We start from the raw sequence: 17,726 nt of genomic DNA, 5'->3' as shown, positions 1-17,726 counted from the left end.
GTTCAGAAATCTTGTACAAGTATATGTCGTCCTCGCTGAAGGTATGTCCATTTCATTGCAGCAAAAATCCCTTCCGTCATGAACGAAAGGGATCTGCCTGCTTCAATCAGTATGCCGGCGGAGGCGTCGTGCTGCCTGCGGCATTGCTTCCCGATTGAAACATCGACTGGATTTGATCGAGTAAATACGGGGTCGCATCGATAATCCGTTCAAACAGATGTGTCTGGTTGTCCAGCGGAACGATGTGCACGCCTTCTTTACCCACGACCAGGAAAGCTATCGGCCGAATGGACACGCCACCGCCGCTGCCGCCGCCAAAAGGAAGGGCATTATGGTCGGTATGCGTCCCGTTAGCGGTATTATGGTGTGTGCCGCCTGCTTCAACGTTGTAGTCGCTCCCGCCCGCTGCAAAACCAAACGCCACCTTACTGATTGGCAAAATGACGCTGCCGTCAGGTGTATTCACGGGGTCGCCTACGATCGTATTCACGTCCACCATTCCCTTGATGTTCTCCATAGCCGTTTGCATCAAGCCTTGAATAGGGTGTTCTGCCATGATCTAACTCCTCCTTTCACCTTTAACACGCGAACTATAAGTACCAGTCCAGCATACATAGCTTTTCCGCAGGAGATTTTCGCTATGCAGCAAAGCTCTGTGGAAATTTGCGGCGGACCGTTAAAGACCGGTACCACCTGGATTTCCGGCAGCTCATCCATAATCAGCCGGTACGACATCCAACCCATAATGGTATGCTTAACAGCATGAAGCAATCCGGTTGCAACCGCGGTATCGGCCGCATGCTCCAAGGCAATCCGGGTTGACCAGTGCACATCCATGAGATGAACGGCCGCCATCGTTTGCCTTGCCCACTTTTTAAATCCCTTCGTAGTCAGCAAGACCCGCACATAGTCCCTGTATCGTATGGTTCGTCTTGAAGTTTCTTTGTTTTCTTTAGAACCGAGCTCAGTCCCCTCGTCCACGGGAACGGTCTCTTTTTTATACTCAATGCCACCGTTGGCCAAATGAAAGGGAACTTCGTATTTGCGCGTGATCCATCCAAAAAGCATTTTCATTTCCGCCAATACTTTATATTCATTTTTTCTTAGAACCACATCCAGCTTTATCGTGACCTTCGAGCTTAGCACAACGATCAGCAATACGATAAAGAGAACGACCAGACCGACCGCAAGAAAGATCCATATCCTCACGAAGTAACCCCCAAAACGAACTTAGTAAAATGTAATCCGCTTGGCTTAGTATGGCAAAAGGGTCTCCAAATGATGCGAAACTGCTCCGATCCTCTGCTTTCATATGCCGGAACGACAAAAAAAGGTCCCGGACGCGGATTATCCACGCTCAGGACCCATTTCTCAAATGAAGCATTATACAATATAATGTGGCTAGCTTTCCTCCACATCATCAAACGTAAGCTGTTGTCCGTCAAGCTTGTCGAATAACAGCTGCGTTTCCTCTTCCAATGAATCGTTATCCTCGAATTGCGACGGCTCCGGCAGATCCTTGATGTTCGCAAGTCCGAAATAATCCAGAAACGATTTGGTCGTTCCATACAGAATCGGTCTGCCAATCGCCTCCGCGCGTCCGACTTCTTCAATCAACCCTTTGCTTACCAGCGTATGGATGGCTCTTTCGGACTTGACGCCGCGAATGTCTTCAATCTCCACCCGCGTAATCGGCTGCCGATAGGCCACGATGGAAAGCGTCTCGAGCGCGGCTTGCGACAATGAGGAGCGTGAAGGCGAATACGCCAGACGTTCGAAATACGGGGCGTGCTCGGCCAGCGTCGCGATTTTGTAGCTCCCTGCAATCTGCACGATCTGAATTCCCCGTTCATATCGCTCCCATTCTTCCTTCATATCCTCCAGCGCTTCGCCAACGAGGCCATCCGATTGCTCGGTGATTTCAGCAATTTGCTTTACCGACAAGCCCTCTTCTCCCGCCAAGAACAGAAGCCCCTCAATAATCGATTTCAGCTTCGGATAATCCATCAATGCGTTCTTCCCCTCTCCACTCCATGACGATATCTTCAAACAATTTCTCTTGGTAGCACAGGATTTGCTTCATCTTCATCAGCTCCAAGATAGCCAGAAAGGTCACCACGATTTCATGGCGCTCCATCTCCTCGTGCAGCAGCTTGGAGAACAGAATCCGGCCTCCCGGCCCGACCTGCTCCAGAGCGTCCATCACCTGCCGGATCCGGTCCTTAACCGATATTTCATCCCGCTGGATGCGGGCATACGATGTCCGTTTGACGGCTTTGCTTAACGCTTTTTGAAAAGCTGCGATTAAATCCGAGATATGTAATCCCTGAACCGGGTTCTCTTCCACTTCCGGCATGTAAGGAGTCAGGTCCTCCGCTTCCTTGGAGTAAATCATGCTGCGTTCCCATTCCTTCTCATGCAGATGACGGGCGATTCCTTTGTACTTGCGGTATTCGATCAGCTTCGCGATGAGTTCCGCTCTCGGATCCATGTCATCCTCTTCAAAAAAATCGAACTCGTCCATTTCGATAACCGGAGGCTTCGGAAGCAATAGCTTGCTCTTTATAGACAGCAGCGTTGCAGCCATCACCAGAAATTCGCTCGTAATTTCCAGTTCCAGCTCCTGCATGTTGTGCAAATAGGCCATGTATTGTTCGGTAATCTCGCTGACGGGAATATCCTGGATGTCGATTTCCGCTTTATCAATCAAGTGCAGCAGCAGATCGAGCGGTCCTTCAAACGTTTCCAGCTTGTATAATACGGTCACGGTGAATCCTCCCGCCAAAAATAAAATGCAGTGCTCTATAAAAAGAGCACTACATTAAATAAGCACTATTTTAGGCTTTTCGTCAAGTTCGCCATTTCAATGGCCGCCATGGCGGAATCCCAGCCTTTATTGCCTGCCTTCGTTCCCGCGCGTTCGACGGCTTGTTCAATGTTCTCCGTCGTGACGACGCCGAAAATCGTTGGTACGCCGGTCTTCAGGTTAATGGCGGACACCCCCTTGGCCACTTCGTTGCACACGTAATCATAGTGCGTGGTGGAGCCGCGAATGACGGTTCCCAGGGTGATGATCGCATCGTATTTGCCGCTTTCTGCCATCTTTTGGGCGATGAGCGGAATTTCAAACGCTCCTGGCACCCAAGCGACGTCGATTTCGTTGTCCTGTGCGCCGTGACGCTTCAAGGCGTCCAGTGCGCCGCCAAGCAGCTTGCTGGTGATGAATTCGTTGAAACGACCTACCACGATGCCGTATTTCAAACCTTCGGATACTAAATGACCTTCAAATATTGTTGCCATGTTGGATGACTTCCTTTCGGGTTGGAGTTTATATAAGGTCAAACATGGATTTGGAATGACATCGAGGTGATTGCCCGCTGCGCTGACGGCTGCTGCTTCCGATCGCTGTTAACTCCTGATTTCATGATCTAATTTCTCAGGGAAGAAATCAGGATTTAAAGGCGACCGCTGACGCTTCTCCAGCAGCATTCCGCCCTCTTCGCTGGGTTATTCCGTGAGGCAAACCTACTCCATGATTGACCTTTTATTGTTGGTGATTAGTTAGCACTCTCGTTCTGCTCGATATCATTGAACTTCAGCATATGACCGAGCTTCGCTTGCTTGGTGTGCAGGTAGCCCGTATTATCCTCGTTCTCCGGCATTTGAATCGGGACCCGCTCCACGACCTCCAGGCCGTAACCTTCGAGACCCTTGATTTTACGCGGATTGTTTGTCAGCAGGCGGATCTTCCTTACGCCCAAATCCTTCAGGATCTGGGCTCCGATGCCGTAATCGCGCAGATCCGCCGCAAAGCCTAGCTTCAGGTTCGCATCGACGGTATCGAGCCCTTCTTCCTGCAGCTTATAGGCTTTCAGCTTGTTGATCAAGCCGATGCCCCGCCCCTCCTGGCGCATATAGAGAAGCACGCCTCTGCCTGCTTCATCGATCTGGCGGAGGGCCGCCTCAAATTGCGGACCGCAATCACAGCGATGGGAGTGGAACACATCCCCTGTCAGGCACTCGGAATGCACGCGGACGAGAACCGGCTCACTCGGGTCGATCTCCCCTTTTACCAATGCGACATGCTCTTTGTTGTCCACGTCATTGGTGTAGGCTACGGCCTGAAACACGCCGTAGTCGGTGGGCATCCGCACGGCTACCTCGCGCTGTACGAGCTTTTCTTTTTCGTTGCGGTAATGGATCAGATCCTTGATGCTGATCAGCTTCAGATCATGCTTTTTCGCGATCTCCACCAGGTCTGGAAGCCTTGCCATCGTGCCGTCTTCCTTGATTACCTCGCAGATGACGCCTGCCGGATAGGATCCGCTCAGGCGGGCTAAATCGACAGCCGCCTCCGTATGTCCTGCCCGGCGAAGAACGCCGCCGTCTTTGGCAATCAGCGGAAACATATGGCCCGGTCTTCGAAAATCGGCGGCCGATGCATTTGGATCCAAGATGCCGTTGACGGTTATGGATCGTTCATAGGCGGATATGCCCGTCGTGGTGTCCTTATGGTCAATGGAGACCGTAAAGGCCGTTCCATGATAGTCCGTGTTTTGCGTCACCATCGGTTTGAGATCGAGTTCCTGAGCCCTAGTCTGCGTCATGGGCAAACAGACCAGCCCGCGGCCTTCGGTGATCATGAAATTGATGACCTCGGGGGTAGCTTTATCCGCTAATGCGATAAAATCGCCTTCATTCTCGCGGTCCTCGTCGTCAACAACGATGACGACCTTGCCTTCCTTCAAATCTGATAACGCCTCTTCGATCGTATGAAATGAAAAGCGCTCATCCATCCCTATTCCTCCTTCTTCTCATGGAGATATCTCTATATGCAAGAAACAGCTTAGGCAAAGCCATGCTCGGCCAGGTAATCCCTGCTGATCCTCGATTTCGTGCCGCTTCTGCTACCTGCGCCTTCCGAACCGTAATGCAGCAGGTGATCTACATATTTCCCTAAAATGTCGCATTCGATATTAATCGTGTCGCCCGCTTTTTTATAAGCGAGCACCGTCTCCGCCAGCGTGTGGGGAATGATGGACACCGTGAAGGAGGAATCCGTCGTTTTGACAACGGTCAAGCTGATTCCATCCAGCGTGACCGAGCCTTTCGGAATGATATATTTGAATACGTCCCCATTCGCGGGCGAAATCTCGTATACCACTGCATTCTGATCGGCCTTTACGCTCCGAATGACGCCGATGCCATCCACGTGTCCCTGAACGATATGGCCTCCGAATCTCCCTCCGGCTGCCATCGCCCGCTCCAAATTAACCTTCCCGCCCGGCTGCAGCTCCTTGAGATTCGTGTTTCTATAGGTTTCCGGCATAACGTCAACCGTAAACACGCCCTTGTCGATCGCTGTAGCCGTCAAGCAGACGCCATTTACGGATACGCTGTCGCCCAGCTTCAGATCGTCCATAATCCGGTTAGCGGAAATGCTCAGCAGCATGGCCTCCCCTTGGCGCCCGATACGCCGCATCTCGCCGATCTCCTCGACCAATCCAGTAAACACAGGCTTCCCTCCTTTCTCGCTCCTTATTTCCAGACCGGAATGCCGGTGACGTAGATATTGTCGCCCAGTCTTTCGGTCTCAAGTCCTGTCAGCGAAATCGCTTGGTTCATCTGTTCATAACCGCTGAACATGTAATTTCCCGGCGCATCATACCCGCCGATGATTTTGGGGGCGATAAACTGGATGAGCCGGTCCACCAGCTTCTGCTCCAGCATCGAGCCATTAAGCGTACCGCCGCCTTCCAGCAAAATCGAGGCGATCCCCTTTTGTCCCAGTTGGAGCAGCGCTACCTTTAGATCCACCCGTGGTCCAGGTCCGCAGGGGAAGACCTGAGCACCAAGCTCTTCCAACTCGGACCGCTTCGTATCATCCGCCTGCTCCGTCGCCAAGATCCAGGTTGGCGCCAATCCGTCTGACACGACATGGCTGTCGAGCGGTATCCTCAGGCTCGAATCCACGATGATCCTGACCGGGTGAAGCCCCTCAACGCCAAGCCGGGTCGTCAGGCTCGGGTTATCCGCGATAACCGTAGACACGCCGACCATGATGCCTTGATGGCGATGGCGCAGCGTATGCACAAGCTCCCGGGATTTTTCATTGGAGATCCACTTGCTGTCCCCGGTTTTCGAAGCGATCTTGCCGTCCAGCGTGCTCGCCGTCTTTAACGTGACGAAGGGCCGGCCCGTCGTAATGAATTTAACAAAGGCTTCGTTCAGGCGAAGAGCGCGATCTTTAAGGATACCCGTTTCAACCTCGATTCCCGCTGCGCGCAGCATCTGAATCCCTCTGCCCGCCACGAGGGGATTCGGATCCTCGCAGGCCACAACCACCCGCCGAACGCCCTCGGCGATAAGCCTCTCGCTGCAAGGCGGCGTTGCGCCGTAGTGACTGCAGGGCTCCAATGTCACGTACACGGTACTGCCTGCCGCTTTCGGCCCGGCCATATTCAGGGCATGAACCTCGGCATGCGGCGTTCCGCGTTCCAGATGCGTGCCCACCCCGGCGAGAGCACCGTCCTTAACGACGACGCAGCCGACTACCGGGTTGATCCCGGTTTGGCCCTGCGCACGTTCAGCCAGATCCAGCGCAAGTGACATATAGAATTCATCGTTGACGATATCCATGCTAAACATGCCCCTTTCCCAACGTTCATACAAAAAAGCCCTGCCAAAGATTCCGAAGAATCCTTAAACAGGGCTTGATGGAAGTTAATCATTGACACGATAAATAACCGTCATGAATGCAGATTTCGCGTATAACAAGCGACCCAAATCCGTCACAGGCGAAACCAAAAAAACGCCGTCACAGCTTTGAATTGCATGTGAAAACCTGCACATAACGCATGTCACGCTGTGCGCAAAGACACAATAACATGTGCTGCTTATGTGTCCCTCACTCCTTCTCCCATCCAGACTATACTGTCGGTCCCGGATTTGCACCAGGTCCACCGCATACGATGTGAAACGTCACATTCATATCCGGGTCACGGACTAAGACGCAGCACTCTGCTTCGATAAGCTCAATCACTGCGTTCATCACCGCCGGTAGGGAATTTCACCCTGCCCCGAAGGATTAAACCTATGAAATTGTTTGATCTTATGAAGAATCTTATCACCCCCTTTTGAAAATTGCAAGAAAAAACAACTAACTTTTTTAAAGCGAATAACTTTAATGCTGTCATTAGCATGGACTTTTGAAGGAGAACGCTTCCCGAAGGGAGAACAGTTAAGTAGGGTAGCAAGGAGATAAGTAGCAGTTGAAAAGGAGCGAGCCACGATGAAAACTTCGCTGGACATTATCGTCCGTCCCACGGAGATCGACGTCAACGGACATGTAAACAATGCAAAATACCTCGAATACCTGGAGTGGGGCCGGGAGGAATGGTACGAAGCGGGAGATCTGCGGTATGATGTGCTGAAACGGCTCGGGGTCCAGACCGTCACCGTCAATATTAATATCAATTACCGCAAGGAGTGCGGCCAAGGCGAACGGCTGACCGTCGTGACGGAACCCGAATCCATGGGCCGCACGAGTTACGTCATGGCCCAGCGGATATACAACGAACAGCATGAGCTGTGCGCGGATGCCATCGTTACCAGCGTGGCGATGGATGTAAACTCACGTAAAAGCCGGCCCGTCCCCGAAGAACTCAGCCGATTGTTCCCAGCCCCTGCGTAATCCGCCCTTTGCGGCGGCCATAAAAAACAGGCTCACCTCTGAGGGTGAGCCTGTTTTTGCATGATGCTGAATTTATTATGCTTCGTACACTTCTACTTTTTCCATTTTGTCGCGGCCTTTAAATGCATCCACATACTCCATGCCTTCAACGACTTTGCCAAATACGGTATGTTGTCCGTCCAAATGCGGTTGCGGCTCGTAGCACACGTAGAACTGACTTCCGCCGGTGTTCCGGCCAGCATGCGCCATGGCCAAGCTTCCGCGCTCGTGCTTGTTAGGATTGATCTCGCAATTAATGGTATAACCCGGTCCGCCGGTCCCCGTTCCCTGCGGACATCCGCCTTGAGCGACGAATCCAGGAATTACGCGGTGAAATACCAGACCGTTATAGAAGCCGGAGTTGGCCAATTTCTCAAAATTAGCTACCGTGTTCGGTGCATCGTTCTCGAACAGGTCGAGCACAACCTCTTTGCCGTTTTCCAAGGTGATCTTCGCTTTTTTTGCCATATGTGTGTATCTCCTTCCGTTATCTCAAACGCTTTTATCGATTTTTTTACAATGCAAGTTATAGTTTACTATGAATTGAGCCTCGAAGCAAAACGAACTTGTCCCCGTCCTCGCGACCATATCCGACGGAAGGCAGGACGAAGAGCCCTGACCGCAGCCGGAGGCTTTGGCGGGCCCTTCCTATCCAGAGACATTGACGTCTTATAAACTCGTAACGGTTTCTTTTGTTACACCCGCCGGCACGACATCGTTGCTGATGATATCGGCAAGCGATTCGCGGCGAACGACCAGATTGCTTTGCCCATCCTTCACGAATACGACCGCAGGTTTGCGGATCCGGTTGTAGTTGCTGGCCATGGAATAGTTGTATGCGCCCGTGCAGGACACCGCCAGCAGATCGCCCGTTTCAACCTTCGGAAGCTCCAGGTCCCAAATCAGCATGTCTCCGCTCTCGCAGCACTTGCCGGCAATGGATACCGTTTCTTCCGGCTCTTCTTTAGCCCGGTTTGCAAGCAGCGCTTCGTATTTCGACTCGTAGAGCGCCGGACGCGGATTGTCCGTCATGCCGCCGTCGACGGCAACATATTTGCGCACCCCGGGAATATCCTTGCTGGTTCCCACCGTGTAGAGCGTGGTACCTGCGTCACCGACGATGCTCCGACCCGGTTCCACCCAAATTTCAGGAAGCTCGGAACCAAGGCCCGCAAAATGGTTCTTTACCGCATCCGTTATCGCTTTTACATACTGGGATACTTGAAGCGGCGTATCTCCATCCACGTAGCGGATACCGAATCCGCCGCCCAGGTTCACGACCTTGAACACGACGCCCAGGCCTTCTTTTACGGAAGCTGCAAATTCAGCTACGCGCTGAACAGCCATCTGGAAGCCTTCCACCTCAAAAATCTGGGAACCGATGTGGGAATGGATGCCCATGAGATGAATATTCGCCTGTGCTTCCGCAAGCTGCACCGCTTCGTACGCAGAGCCGTTGCCGATATCAAAGCCGAACTTCGAATCGGTTTGTCCTGTCGAGATATATTCATGCGTATGCGCCTCGACGCCCGGTGTCACGCGAAGCAAAATGTTGACCTTGCGGTTCTTCTCGGCAGCGATGGCCTGCAGCATATGCAGTTCGATCACGTTATCGACAACGAAACAGCCGATTTCGGCATCCAGCGCCATCTCGATCTCTTCCGGCGTCTTATTATTTCCGTGGAAATGAATCCGATCCGCCGGGAATCCGGCTTGAAGCGCCGTGTACAGCTCTCCGTCGGAAACAACGTCGAGCGACATGCCTTCCTCGTCGGCCAATCGGCACATGGCCATAACGCAGAACGCCTTGCTTGCATACGCGACTTGGAACTTCAAACCGGAAGCCTTAAAGGCCTCGATGTATTCCCGGCAGCGGTTGCGAACCGACTGCTCGTCTACGATATATAGTGGTGTTCCATATTGAGCTTTCAAATCGGATGTGTCACACCCGCCGATTTCCAAATGCCCCTGATCGTTAATCTTGCTTGTACCGTGTAAAAACATGCTTACAATTCCTCCGATCCATTGTTTCAAAAATAGGGTAATCGAATAATTGTTCACAGTATAGCAGACAACGGAAGGTAATCAAAATGGATTTTTCAACACAACATTTGTGTTATTGTTAGTGCTCGCCCCTCGGATTCATTTCCGGGCCCATTTTCGTGTTGTCACGCGTTTTGTTGAGAGCCGGGCGTCTTCTTGACAGAAGCAGCGGTTTGCGGAATAAAATTTCGCCCATCGCTTTTGCACTAAATGGTATAAACGGCCATAAATAAGACGAGTTATAGGAACGGTGGGTCGTCAGGAGCAGAATCAGGAGCGTTGTGCCGATGACAAAGCCCTTCACCCCAAACAAGGCTGTGGCCAGCAGCAGGATCAGCCTGACCATCCGATTGGCAAGTCCCAGCTCGTAACTCGGAGTTGCATACATCCCGATGGAGGCAACCGCCATATACAAGACAACCTCGTTGACAAACAATCCGGTTTTAACGGCAATATCGCCGATCAAAATCGCAGCGATCAAGCCCATTGCCGATGCGAGCGGCGTCGGTGTATGAACCGCGGCCAAACGGAGTAAATCCACCCCGAATTCCACGATCAGAAACTGCAAAATAATGGGAATTTTCGCATTCTCCTGCGGACCGATGATATCGAGTCCCGGCGGCTTCAATTCAGGATGGACAACCAGCAGCATCCACAACGGGAGCAGGAACATGGAAGCAAAAATGCCTATAAATCGTATCCAGCGAAGATAAGTCCCCATAAACGGGGTCTGCCGGTTCTCTTCCGCATGCTGGCAGAGATCCAGGAAGGTGGTCGGCATGATCATCACACTCGGCGATGTATCCACCATAATGACGATCCGGCCTTCCAGCAGGTGGGAAGATACCACGTCCGGCCGCTCCGAATAACGGACCAGCGGATAGGGGTGCCAGCCCTTGTTTACAATCGCTTCCTCCAGCTGCTTGTCGCCTAGAGGGAGCCCCTCCAAATCGATTTCCTGGATTTTCTTCCGGATGGCTTCTACCTGGGTACGGTCGGCTACGTCATCGATGAAGACCAAACTGACGTCCGTTCTCGTACGCCTTCCCACTTTGATGATCTCCACATGCAGTCCCGGATCACGAACCCGTCTCCGCACAAGGTTAACGTTTGTCACCAGCGTCTCCGTAAACCCGTCCCTGGCGCCTCGAACAACGCGTTCGACAGCCGGCTCTTCGAGTCCCCGTACGGGATATTTCCGGGTGTCCAGGATGATGGCGGAATGCGCATCCTCGATGAACAGCGCGCATAGGCCTGACAGGACCTCGTCAATCACCTTGCTGAGCCTGGTATCCCGCTCCACCTGAACATGGGGAATATAGCGGTTCATGATTTCGGAAAGCGCATGGTTGTTAACGTCGTCTGGCGTCAGGTACGTCAGCCTTGTCAAAATTTCCGTCACCACGACATCGTTGGTGAACCCGTTTAGAAAGAGAAGCCCCGCATTTCTGCCGGCAAAGTTCATCTCGCGGAATACCACGTCAAACGAAACACCAAGGCCGATCACTTCCTTAAGCGTTTCTTTCAGTACGCTCAGCTTCGCGGGAACATCGTCCGTTTGCTGCCAATAAATGACGGATTCCTTGGTGCTGTCGGAGGTTTCCGCCTCCCTCTTTTCCTTCAGCGCTTCTTCCTCCAGCGCTTTGATCTCCGATGGAGGAATGATCGGAATCCCGGCCTCCAGTTCGCCGCCATGCGTTGTTTTCTCGTCCATAACCTACCTCCTAGCCATAACTGTCACTTGCTGTAAACAAACCAGTCGAACAGGGAACCCGCTACCTTGCCTGCCACCATCGCCATCAGAAGACCAAACAAATACCCCTTCAGCCGGAGCCGCTTGGCCAGAATCGGCAGGACATTCAATACTTCCGTCAGTGCGGCTGCCAGCATGCCGATAAATATTCCGCACATCAGTCCGATTACGGTACTCACGACCGGTCCCAAAGGAATGGACCATCTCCAGAAATCGGCCACCGTGCCAATGAAGGATCCCGTTATCAATGCTCCTTCGTACCAATGCACCCGGTTGTAGGTCGCCGTCAACTGGGACAATCTCGGTATGATGTCCAGCACAATGATGAGCGCAATCACGCCGCCGCCGACGGCGATGCCTCCGGCAACGCCGAGAACACAGGTAAATACCCCTTGCAGAATGGACAACATCATGGTTTTTCCCCCGTCGTATCGGCACTGGCATTCATTTTCCGGTATTCTTCGGCGACCACGAACTGATCCAGATTTTCCTGATAGAGGTACATTTCCACCTCCAGCGGGGTCGGTTCTTCATTCCATTTTTTCTTGAACAAATGATTGAAGAACACCGTCATGCCGAATCCGAGCCCCAGAGAGTATGCGATCTGGAACAAATAGGGATGCTCATCTCGTTTTCCCGTCACCATTTCGACAATCCGGATCTGGACCTCAAGCATGTTGACGTCTGCATGAAAGTTCATGATGGTGAGCGCAGAACCGAAAAACAAGAGCAGCCAAATGAGCGGGAACCACAGTCTGGATCGTTTGCTGTCCGGACCGACAAGCTCCACCAGGGTATGATGGTTACCCATCGGTTCAATATGGGCGCCCGGAATCAACCCTTGTATCTTCGGAATGATTTGAATCAGATCCATGACAAGACGGTTGCCGTCGATATCCTTCGGCTGAGTCAACGGCAGGGCTCTGAGCCGTTTCTCCCATTCGGGCTCACAGACTATGAAGGCGACATCACCTAGTTTGACGGTCTGGTCTCTCGGCAGCCGTATTCGGCTCCGCAGCTGCAGAAACACCGTCGGAGTGGGATTAACCTTCATCCGAAACACTCCTTTACTGCTAAATTACCGTTAGTATGGGAAATTGCCATCGTTTCTACTCGGATTTACCATACTTTCTTTAATCGCCGGACCGGCCAGGACCGTTATACAAAAAAAACAAGCTAATCAACCATCGACATCTCACTTAGAAGACAGGCCACCTTTAGGGAAAGTTCGTCAAGTGAGATAAAGGGGGAAGACGCTGAAGTGGTTACGGTCTTATTTCCGCAAGAAAGCGCCGTCCCAGAAGGACGGCGCTTTCTTTGTGCAGGCTTTAGGATACGGTATAGATCCCGCTACTGCGCGATCTCGTTTCGAATGCTCTGCAATATTTTTTTCTCGAGCCGCGATACCTGCACCTGGGATATGCCCAGCCGGGTGGCAACTTCCGACTGCGTCTGATCCCGATAGTACCTTAGATATACAATGAGCCGCTCCCGTTCGGTCAAGCCCCCTATCGCTTCGTTCAAGGCCAGCTTGTCAAACCATCGTTCCTGCGAATCATCGGCAATCTGATCCATTAGCGTGATGGGATCCCCGTCATTTTCAAATACGGTCTCATGAATCGAGGTTGGCGGTTTGTTCGCCTCCTGGGCAAACACCACTTCCTCGGGCGTTACCCCCAGCTCTTCGGCAACCTCTTTCACCGTGGGAAGACGATCGAGCTGCTTGGACAGCTCGTCCCGCTTCTTCCTGACTTTGTTGGCCATCTCCTTAAGCGAACGGCTGACCTTCAGAGTCCCGTCGTCCCTTAAGAAACGCTGAATTTCACCGATAATCATCGGTACGGCATAGGTAGAGAACTTTACGTCATAACTGAGATCGAACTTGTCCACGGATTTGAGGAGACCGATACAGCCGATCTGAAACAGATCATCCGGCTCATACCCCCGGTTCATAAACCGTTGAACGACAGACCAGACAAGACGAATATTACAGTTGACGAGCGTGTCCCGGGCGACATTATCCCCGCTTTGGCTAAGTGCAATGAGTCGTTTGACCTCCGCGTCGTCCAAATAAGTCTGCGAAGTTTTCTTCACATCGGCATCCATTTGTCCAACCCCTAATTATATAAAGCTTTCTTAGATTCGATCCTCTTTTTCATTTTGATCGACGTACCGTTGCCTGGTTCGCTGACCACTTCAAATTCGTCCATGAAATTTTCCATGATGGTGAATCCCATGCCGGATCGTTCCAGCTCCGGCTTCGAGGTATACAGCGGCTGCTTCGCCATCTCCAGATCTTCGATCCCGTGGCCGGAATCTTCGATGCGCAGCGTGATCATATCCCCGTCTATCGAGGCTTCAATCTTGACGACCCCTTCCGGGTCGCTGTCGTAACCATGGATGATGCTGTTCGTGACGGCCTCGGAAACCACCGTTTTCAGATCATTCAGCTCATCCATGTTGGGATCCATCTGGGAGATGAATGCAGCCACGGCGACACGGGCAAAGGATTCGTTTTCCGACTTAGCGGCAAACTGCAGCGACATAAAATTATGCTGTGCTCTTCCTTCACTCATGACACTACCTCCAGACCCGAGAGTGCCGTGCCCTCGTTCTCGTATATCGGCATGATTTTGAACAGCCCCGACATGTCAAGCAAGCGGTAAACCTGCGGCTTGACATCGCACACCGCCATCTTTCCGCCCTTTTGCTTGATGAATTTATAGCGTCCCAGAATGACTCCCAGCCCTGAGCTGTCCATAAAATCCAAGTCTTTTAAGCTCAGCACCAAGTGCTCTGTTTGACGTCTCTGAATGGCTTCATCCAGCTGCATCCGGACATGATCGGCCGTATGATGATCCAGCTCGCCGGACAGACGGACGATCAGAACATGCCTGTGATGCTCCATATCAACATGCAGATTCATGTTTGTTCACTCTCCTCCCTGACATGAACAAGGATTTCTACATTCGAAAAAGACATTCCTGCATCACGACAAAACTAGAAGAAAACTCCCATTAATCTACATGAAACAACTTGCCGGTTGTCCGTTTGAACAGCTTCCAGAATCCGGCCTTTTCCACCTTAACAGGCGACGTCAGCTCGAACTCCTTCACGAGCTGTTCCCCCTGATAGACAGACAGCTTGCCGATGACTTGTCCGGCGGCTACCGGTGCCTTCAGGTTCGGATCCAACTGAATCTCATGACGGATGTCCGGATTCTTTACGCCTTTCTTGACAAGCACGCTGTAGTCTTTTTCCGCTTGAATCGAGATCTCGGGCACGTTGCCCTTTTGCACCTTTACGATACCGAGCACTTCGCCAGGCTTATAGATGGAGTGCATCGTGTATTGGGAAAAGGCATAATCAAACATACGCGACACTTCATTGTTCCGCGTCTTGGTGTCCGGAGCCCCCATGACAACCGCTACGGCGCGCAGCCCGTCCCGTTTGGCCGTTGCCGATAAACAGAACTTGGCTTCGGACGTATACCCGGTTTTCAATCCGTCCGCGCCCGTGTAGAACCGCACCAGCTTGTTCGTATTGACCAGCCAGAACGGTTTCTCCGAATCTTTGCGCAAGTAATCCTGATAAGCGCCGGTATATTTGGTGATCTGGTCGTATTTCAGCAATTCCCTGCTCATGACCGCTATGTCATGGGCCGATGTATAATGATTCTCTGCAGGAAGTCCGTTGCAGTTCACGAAATGCGTATCTTTCATTCCGAGCTCCGCCGCTTTCTCGTTCATCATTTTCACGAAGCCTTCTTCCGAGCCGGCAATCTTCTCCGCCATCGCAACGGAAGCATCATTGCCCGATGCCATGGCAATGCCTTTGAGCATCTCGTCCACGGTCATTTCCTCGCCGGGCTCAAGAAAAATCTGGGATCCGCCCATGGATGCCGCATATTCGCTGGTGCGCACCTTATCGGTCCACTTCAATTGTCCTTCATCGATGGCTTCCATCGTAAGCAGCATCGTCATTACCTTGGTGATGCTGGCCGGAGGCAGCTTATCATGGCTGTTTTTCTCGTAAATAATGGTTCCGGTATCCGCATCCAGCAATATAGCGGAACGGGCACTTGGCGCCAGCTCCTCTTGAGATGATCCTCCGCCGGGTTTGCTATTTTCTTCCGCATAACTTGGTACAGCTGCACTGGATAATCCCACGGCTAGAACCAGAAATCCAGCGATTAACGCTTTTTTCACTTCCGTCCCCTCCTGACATTCGTAATGGCATCCCGCTGTACGCGGGTCTGCTATTCATTGTCGTCAGGTTGAAAACAAATTATTCCAGTATTTTACGGAAAATTGTTGCCATTCATCTAAAAGGACATAACAAAGAGGCTGGGCTTCTTGCAGATGTAAATCTGCGAAAAGCCCAGCCTCATGCTAACAACCATTACATTTTGGGAATGATGGCCATAACGAGCGCCAGGAATTTCTCACGGACCTTCTCCGCTGTTTCCATAACTTCGTCATGGGATAGCGGCTGATCCAGTATGCCCGCAGCCATGTTGCTGATGCAGGAGATGCCCAGCACCTCGAGCCCCGCATGCCTTGCTACAATGACCTCGGACACGGTGGACATGCCTACCGCGTCCGCACCGAGCGTGCGCAGCATGACAATCTCGGCCGGCGTTTCATAAGTCGGTCCCAGCAAACCTGCGTAAACCCCTTCTCTCAGCACGATGCCCTGACCCACGGCGACTTCTTTTGCCAATTGGCGAAGTTGACGGCTGTAAGCCTGAGACATGTCCGGAAAGCGCACGCCAAGCGCCGGATCGTTAGGCCCGATTAACGGGTTGGTTCCTGTCATGTTCAGATGATCGGAGATCAGCATGAGGTCGCCCGGCTCGAAGGACGTGTTGATGCCTCCGGCCGCATTGGTAACAAGCAGGCTCTTTACGCCAAGCTCCTTCATGACGCGTACCGGAAAAGCCGTCACTTCCGGGCCGTAGCCTTCGTACATGTGGAAACGGCCCTTCATCAGGACGACAGGCCGGTCGTGGATCGTGCCCAGCAGCAGTTCGCCTTCATGTCCTTCCACCGTCGATACGGGAAAATGAGGAATGTCCGTGTAAGCGATCGAAACCGGATTCTCAATCAATTCCGCCAACACGCCGAGCCCCGAACCCAATATCAGGCCGACCTCGGGCTGGACGCCATTCTGCCCTCGTATGTATGCTGCTGCTTCCTTAATGCTTTGCTGATGGACTGAACTCATATTCATACCGCTCCTATTCTGATGATAAATTGTAGATCCTAGTGCCGGTAGTTCCGCCCTATGATCTCGGGTGATAATGATCGTATACTTCCTTCATGCTTTTCTTGGCAGATTGATACATCCCGGTTGTGGACAATGCCGAGTGTCCCAGCATCTCCTGAACCGAACGCAAGTCCGCGCCGTTCCCCAGCAAATGCATGGCAAACGAATGCCGAAGGGTATGCGGCGTGATGTCCTCGTCAATACCGGCAAGCTTGCCATACTTTTTAATAATTTTCCAAAAACCCTGCCGTGTCAAGCGCGTTCCCAGCGAATTCAGGAATAACGCGTCTTCCCCGGCATCCCGCATCAGCTTGTCCCGCATATCTCGCACATAAAATGCAACGCTCTCGGCTGCAATCGGGGTGATCGGCAGAATACGCTCCTTCCCACCGGAAACCGCGCAGCGTAAAAAGCGCATCTCCAAATGGATGTCATGGATGGACAGATTCACCAATTCCGAGACCTTGATGCCCGAAGCGTACAGCAGCTCAAGCATCGCTTTGTCCCTGGCGCCCTGCGGGGTACCGGAATCGGGAGCCGACAGCAGCTTGTCCACCTGCTCCACGGTTAGCGACTTCGGCGGCTTCCGTTCCGGCTTCGGATTATCCAGCAGCTGAGTCGGATCCTGTACAATAACGGCTTGACGCACCAAATACTGAAAAAAGGAACGCAGGGAAGCCGTGCATCGAAGCAGGCTCGATGCCGCCTTCCCCTGCTGCCTCAATCTTCCCACATACAGCCCGAGCAGCGTTCGATTCACCTCTCGCGGATGGGTGACCTCCCTTTCAGCTGCAAATGCAAGGAATCCTTGAAGGTCGGCCCGATACGATGCTATCGTGCTTCGGGACAGTCCCTTCTCGTCCTCCAGGTATTGTACATATTCGTCCAGATATGGTTTCATGATCTTTTGCTCCTATTCCCGCGGCCCTT

20 protein-coding genes and 1 riboswitch are annotated in these 17,726 nt (G+C 52.3%); of the genes, 1 reads left to right on the top strand and 19 read right to left on the bottom strand.

The window, feature by feature from the left end; genetic code table 11:
- Positions 1 to 106: 106 nt before the first annotated feature.
- The 8 genes from ytfJ to ribD all read right to left on the bottom strand — a co-directional run bounded on the left by ytfJ (position 107) and on the right by ribD (position 6,639).
- On the bottom strand, positions 107 to 556 hold the full coding sequence (gene ytfJ / locus MHI43_RS10910; protein WP_009595256.1) for a GerW family sporulation protein: 450 nt from the start codon (positions 554 to 556) through the stop codon (positions 107 to 109).
- On the bottom strand, positions 529 to 1,209 hold the full coding sequence (locus tag MHI43_RS10905; protein WP_015734496.1) for a DUF2953 domain-containing protein: 681 nt from the start codon (positions 1,207 to 1,209) through the stop codon (positions 529 to 531). Before MHI43_RS10905 ends, ytfJ begins: the two co-directional genes overlap by 28 nt.
- A gap of 192 nt (positions 1,210 to 1,401) precedes the next feature.
- Entirely contained in the window at positions 1,402 to 2,007 is a 606-nt protein-coding gene (scpB, locus tag MHI43_RS10900) for an SMC-Scp complex subunit ScpB (protein WP_015734495.1), read from the bottom strand.
- Complete coding sequence (locus MHI43_RS10895; RefSeq protein ID WP_015734494.1) at positions 1,976 to 2,767, bottom strand: segregation/condensation protein A; 792 nt, start codon at positions 2,765 to 2,767, stop codon at positions 1,976 to 1,978. Before MHI43_RS10895 ends, scpB begins: the two co-directional genes overlap by 32 nt.
- 65 nt (positions 2,768 to 2,832) lie before the next feature.
- On the bottom strand, positions 2,833 to 3,300 hold the full coding sequence (gene ribE, locus MHI43_RS10890; protein WP_009595158.1) for a 6,7-dimethyl-8-ribityllumazine synthase: 468 nt from the start codon (positions 3,298 to 3,300) through the stop codon (positions 2,833 to 2,835).
- Between the two features lie 257 nt (positions 3,301 to 3,557).
- Entirely contained in the window at positions 3,558 to 4,796 is a 1,239-nt protein-coding gene (locus tag MHI43_RS10885) for a bifunctional 3,4-dihydroxy-2-butanone-4-phosphate synthase/GTP cyclohydrolase II (protein WP_015734493.1), read from the bottom strand.
- A gap of 50 nt (positions 4,797 to 4,846) precedes the next feature.
- Positions 4,847 to 5,515, bottom strand: coding sequence for a riboflavin synthase (ribE, locus tag MHI43_RS10880; RefSeq protein WP_015734492.1), 669 nt, complete (start codon positions 5,513 to 5,515; stop codon positions 4,847 to 4,849).
- Between the two features lie 23 nt (positions 5,516 to 5,538).
- Positions 5,539 to 6,639 (bottom strand): bifunctional diaminohydroxyphosphoribosylaminopyrimidine deaminase/5-amino-6-(5-phosphoribosylamino)uracil reductase RibD, encoded by a 1,101-nt coding sequence (gene ribD / locus MHI43_RS10875; protein WP_036665720.1) that lies wholly within the window; start codon positions 6,637 to 6,639, stop codon positions 5,539 to 5,541.
- A 268-nt stretch (positions 6,640 to 6,907) separates the two neighbouring features.
- A riboswitch (FMN riboswitch) is annotated at positions 6,908 to 7,091 on the bottom strand.
- 200 nt (positions 7,092 to 7,291) lie between these two features.
- On the opposite strand from ribD, the gene MHI43_RS10870 reads away from it, so the two are divergent.
- Positions 7,292 to 7,693 carry an acyl-CoA thioesterase gene (locus MHI43_RS10870; RefSeq protein ID WP_015734490.1) on the top strand — a complete coding sequence of 134 codons (402 nt, stop codon included), beginning with the start codon at positions 7,292 to 7,294 and terminating at the stop codon, positions 7,691 to 7,693.
- 75 nt (positions 7,694 to 7,768) lie between these two features.
- Here MHI43_RS10870 and MHI43_RS10865 read toward each other — a convergent pair whose 3' ends face one another.
- The 11 genes from MHI43_RS10865 to MHI43_RS10815 all read right to left on the bottom strand — a co-directional run bounded on the left by MHI43_RS10865 (position 7,769) and on the right by MHI43_RS10815 (position 17,697).
- Positions 7,769 to 8,200 carry a peptidylprolyl isomerase gene (locus MHI43_RS10865; protein ID WP_009595227.1) on the bottom strand — a complete coding sequence of 144 codons (432 nt, stop codon included), beginning with the start codon at positions 8,198 to 8,200 and terminating at the stop codon, positions 7,769 to 7,771.
- A 201-nt stretch (positions 8,201 to 8,401) separates the two neighbouring features.
- Entirely contained in the window at positions 8,402 to 9,736 is a 1,335-nt protein-coding gene (gene lysA / locus MHI43_RS10860; protein ID WP_015734489.1) for a diaminopimelate decarboxylase, read from the bottom strand.
- Positions 9,737 to 9,854: 118 nt separating this feature from the next.
- Entirely contained in the window at positions 9,855 to 11,489 is a 1,635-nt protein-coding gene (locus MHI43_RS10855; protein ID WP_015734488.1) for a spore germination protein, read from the bottom strand.
- 23 nt (positions 11,490 to 11,512) lie between these two features.
- Positions 11,513 to 11,941 carry a stage V sporulation protein AB gene (locus MHI43_RS10850; RefSeq protein ID WP_015734487.1) on the bottom strand — a complete coding sequence of 143 codons (429 nt, stop codon included), beginning with the start codon at positions 11,939 to 11,941 and terminating at the stop codon, positions 11,513 to 11,515.
- Positions 11,938 to 12,582 carry a stage V sporulation protein AA gene (locus tag MHI43_RS10845; protein WP_015734486.1) on the bottom strand — a complete coding sequence of 215 codons (645 nt, stop codon included), beginning with the start codon at positions 12,580 to 12,582 and terminating at the stop codon, positions 11,938 to 11,940. Before MHI43_RS10845 ends, MHI43_RS10850 begins: the two co-directional genes overlap by 4 nt.
- A 296-nt stretch (positions 12,583 to 12,878) precedes the next feature.
- Positions 12,879 to 13,634: an RNA polymerase sporulation sigma factor SigF gene (gene sigF / locus MHI43_RS10840; protein ID WP_009595135.1), complete on the bottom strand. Its 756-nt coding sequence runs from the start codon at positions 13,632 to 13,634 to the stop codon at positions 12,879 to 12,881.
- A gap of 11 nt (positions 13,635 to 13,645) precedes the next feature.
- Positions 13,646 to 14,104 (bottom strand): anti-sigma F factor, encoded by a 459-nt coding sequence (gene spoIIAB / locus MHI43_RS10835; RefSeq protein WP_015734485.1) that lies wholly within the window; start codon positions 14,102 to 14,104, stop codon positions 13,646 to 13,648.
- On the bottom strand, positions 14,101 to 14,454 hold the full coding sequence (spoIIAA, locus tag MHI43_RS10830; RefSeq protein ID WP_009595152.1) for an anti-sigma F factor antagonist: 354 nt from the start codon (positions 14,452 to 14,454) through the stop codon (positions 14,101 to 14,103). Before spoIIAA ends, spoIIAB begins: the two co-directional genes overlap by 4 nt.
- A gap of 91 nt (positions 14,455 to 14,545) precedes the next feature.
- On the bottom strand, positions 14,546 to 15,736 hold the full coding sequence (locus MHI43_RS10825; RefSeq protein WP_015734484.1) for a D-alanyl-D-alanine carboxypeptidase family protein: 1,191 nt from the start codon (positions 15,734 to 15,736) through the stop codon (positions 14,546 to 14,548).
- Between the two features lie 193 nt (positions 15,737 to 15,929).
- Positions 15,930 to 16,754, bottom strand: a complete 825-nt coding sequence (locus MHI43_RS10820) for a purine-nucleoside phosphorylase (protein ID WP_015734483.1) — start codon at positions 16,752 to 16,754, stop codon at positions 15,930 to 15,932.
- Between the two features lie 58 nt (positions 16,755 to 16,812).
- Positions 16,813 to 17,697, bottom strand: a complete 885-nt coding sequence (locus tag MHI43_RS10815) for a site-specific tyrosine recombinase (protein ID WP_015734482.1) — start codon at positions 17,695 to 17,697, stop codon at positions 16,813 to 16,815.
- Between the last annotated feature and the right edge of the window lie 29 nt (positions 17,698 to 17,726).

Origin of the sequence: Paenibacillus sp. FSL H8-0457, from assembly GCF_038051935.1 — a bacterium.
In the GTDB taxonomy this organism is placed as follows: Bacteria; Bacillota; Bacilli; order Paenibacillales; family Paenibacillaceae; genus Paenibacillus_AQ; species Paenibacillus_AQ lautus_A.
This window is presented reverse-complemented; position numbering and strand designations above follow the sequence as displayed.

Excerpts from the sequence above, each read along its gene's own strand:
- ytfJ (WP_009595256.1), bottom strand. The coding sequence starts at position 556 with ATGGCAGAACACCCTATTCAAGGCTTGATGCAAACGGCTATGGAGAAC.
- scpB (WP_015734495.1), bottom strand. The coding sequence starts at position 2,007 with ATGGATTATCCGAAGCTGAAATCGATTATTGAGGGGCTTCTGTTCTTG.
- ribE (WP_009595158.1), bottom strand. The coding sequence starts at position 3,300 with ATGGCAACAATATTTGAAGGTCATTTAGTATCCGAAGGTTTGAAATAC.
- MHI43_RS10885 (WP_015734493.1), bottom strand. The coding sequence starts at position 4,796 with ATGGATGAGCGCTTTTCATTTCATACGATCGAAGAGGCGTTATCAGAT.
- ribD (WP_036665720.1), bottom strand. The coding sequence starts at position 6,639 with ATGGATATCGTCAACGATGAATTCTATATGTCACTTGCGCTGGATCTG.
- MHI43_RS10870 (WP_015734490.1), top strand. The coding sequence starts at position 7,292 with ATGAAAACTTCGCTGGACATTATCGTCCGTCCCACGGAGATCGACGTC.
- MHI43_RS10865 (WP_009595227.1), bottom strand. The coding sequence starts at position 8,200 with ATGGCAAAAAAAGCGAAGATCACCTTGGAAAACGGCAAAGAGGTTGTG.
- lysA (WP_015734489.1), bottom strand. The coding sequence starts at position 9,736 with ATGTTTTTACACGGTACAAGCAAGATTAACGATCAGGGGCATTTGGAA.
- MHI43_RS10855 (WP_015734488.1), bottom strand. The coding sequence starts at position 11,489 with ATGGACGAGAAAACAACGCATGGCGGCGAACTGGAGGCCGGGATTCCG.
- MHI43_RS10850 (WP_015734487.1), bottom strand. The coding sequence starts at position 11,941 with ATGATGTTGTCCATTCTGCAAGGGGTATTTACCTGTGTTCTCGGCGTT.
- MHI43_RS10845 (WP_015734486.1), bottom strand. The coding sequence starts at position 12,582 with ATGAAGGTTAATCCCACTCCGACGGTGTTTCTGCAGCTGCGGAGCCGA.
- sigF (WP_009595135.1), bottom strand. The coding sequence starts at position 13,634 with ATGGATGCCGATGTGAAGAAAACTTCGCAGACTTATTTGGACGACGCG.
- spoIIAB (WP_015734485.1), bottom strand. The coding sequence starts at position 14,104 with ATGAGTGAAGGAAGAGCACAGCATAATTTTATGTCGCTGCAGTTTGCC.
- spoIIAA (WP_009595152.1), bottom strand. The coding sequence starts at position 14,454 with ATGAATCTGCATGTTGATATGGAGCATCACAGGCATGTTCTGATCGTC.
- MHI43_RS10820 (WP_015734483.1), bottom strand. The coding sequence starts at position 16,754 with ATGAGTTCAGTCCATCAGCAAAGCATTAAGGAAGCAGCAGCATACATA.
- MHI43_RS10815 (WP_015734482.1), bottom strand. The coding sequence starts at position 17,697 with ATGAAACCATATCTGGACGAATATGTACAATACCTGGAGGACGAGAAG.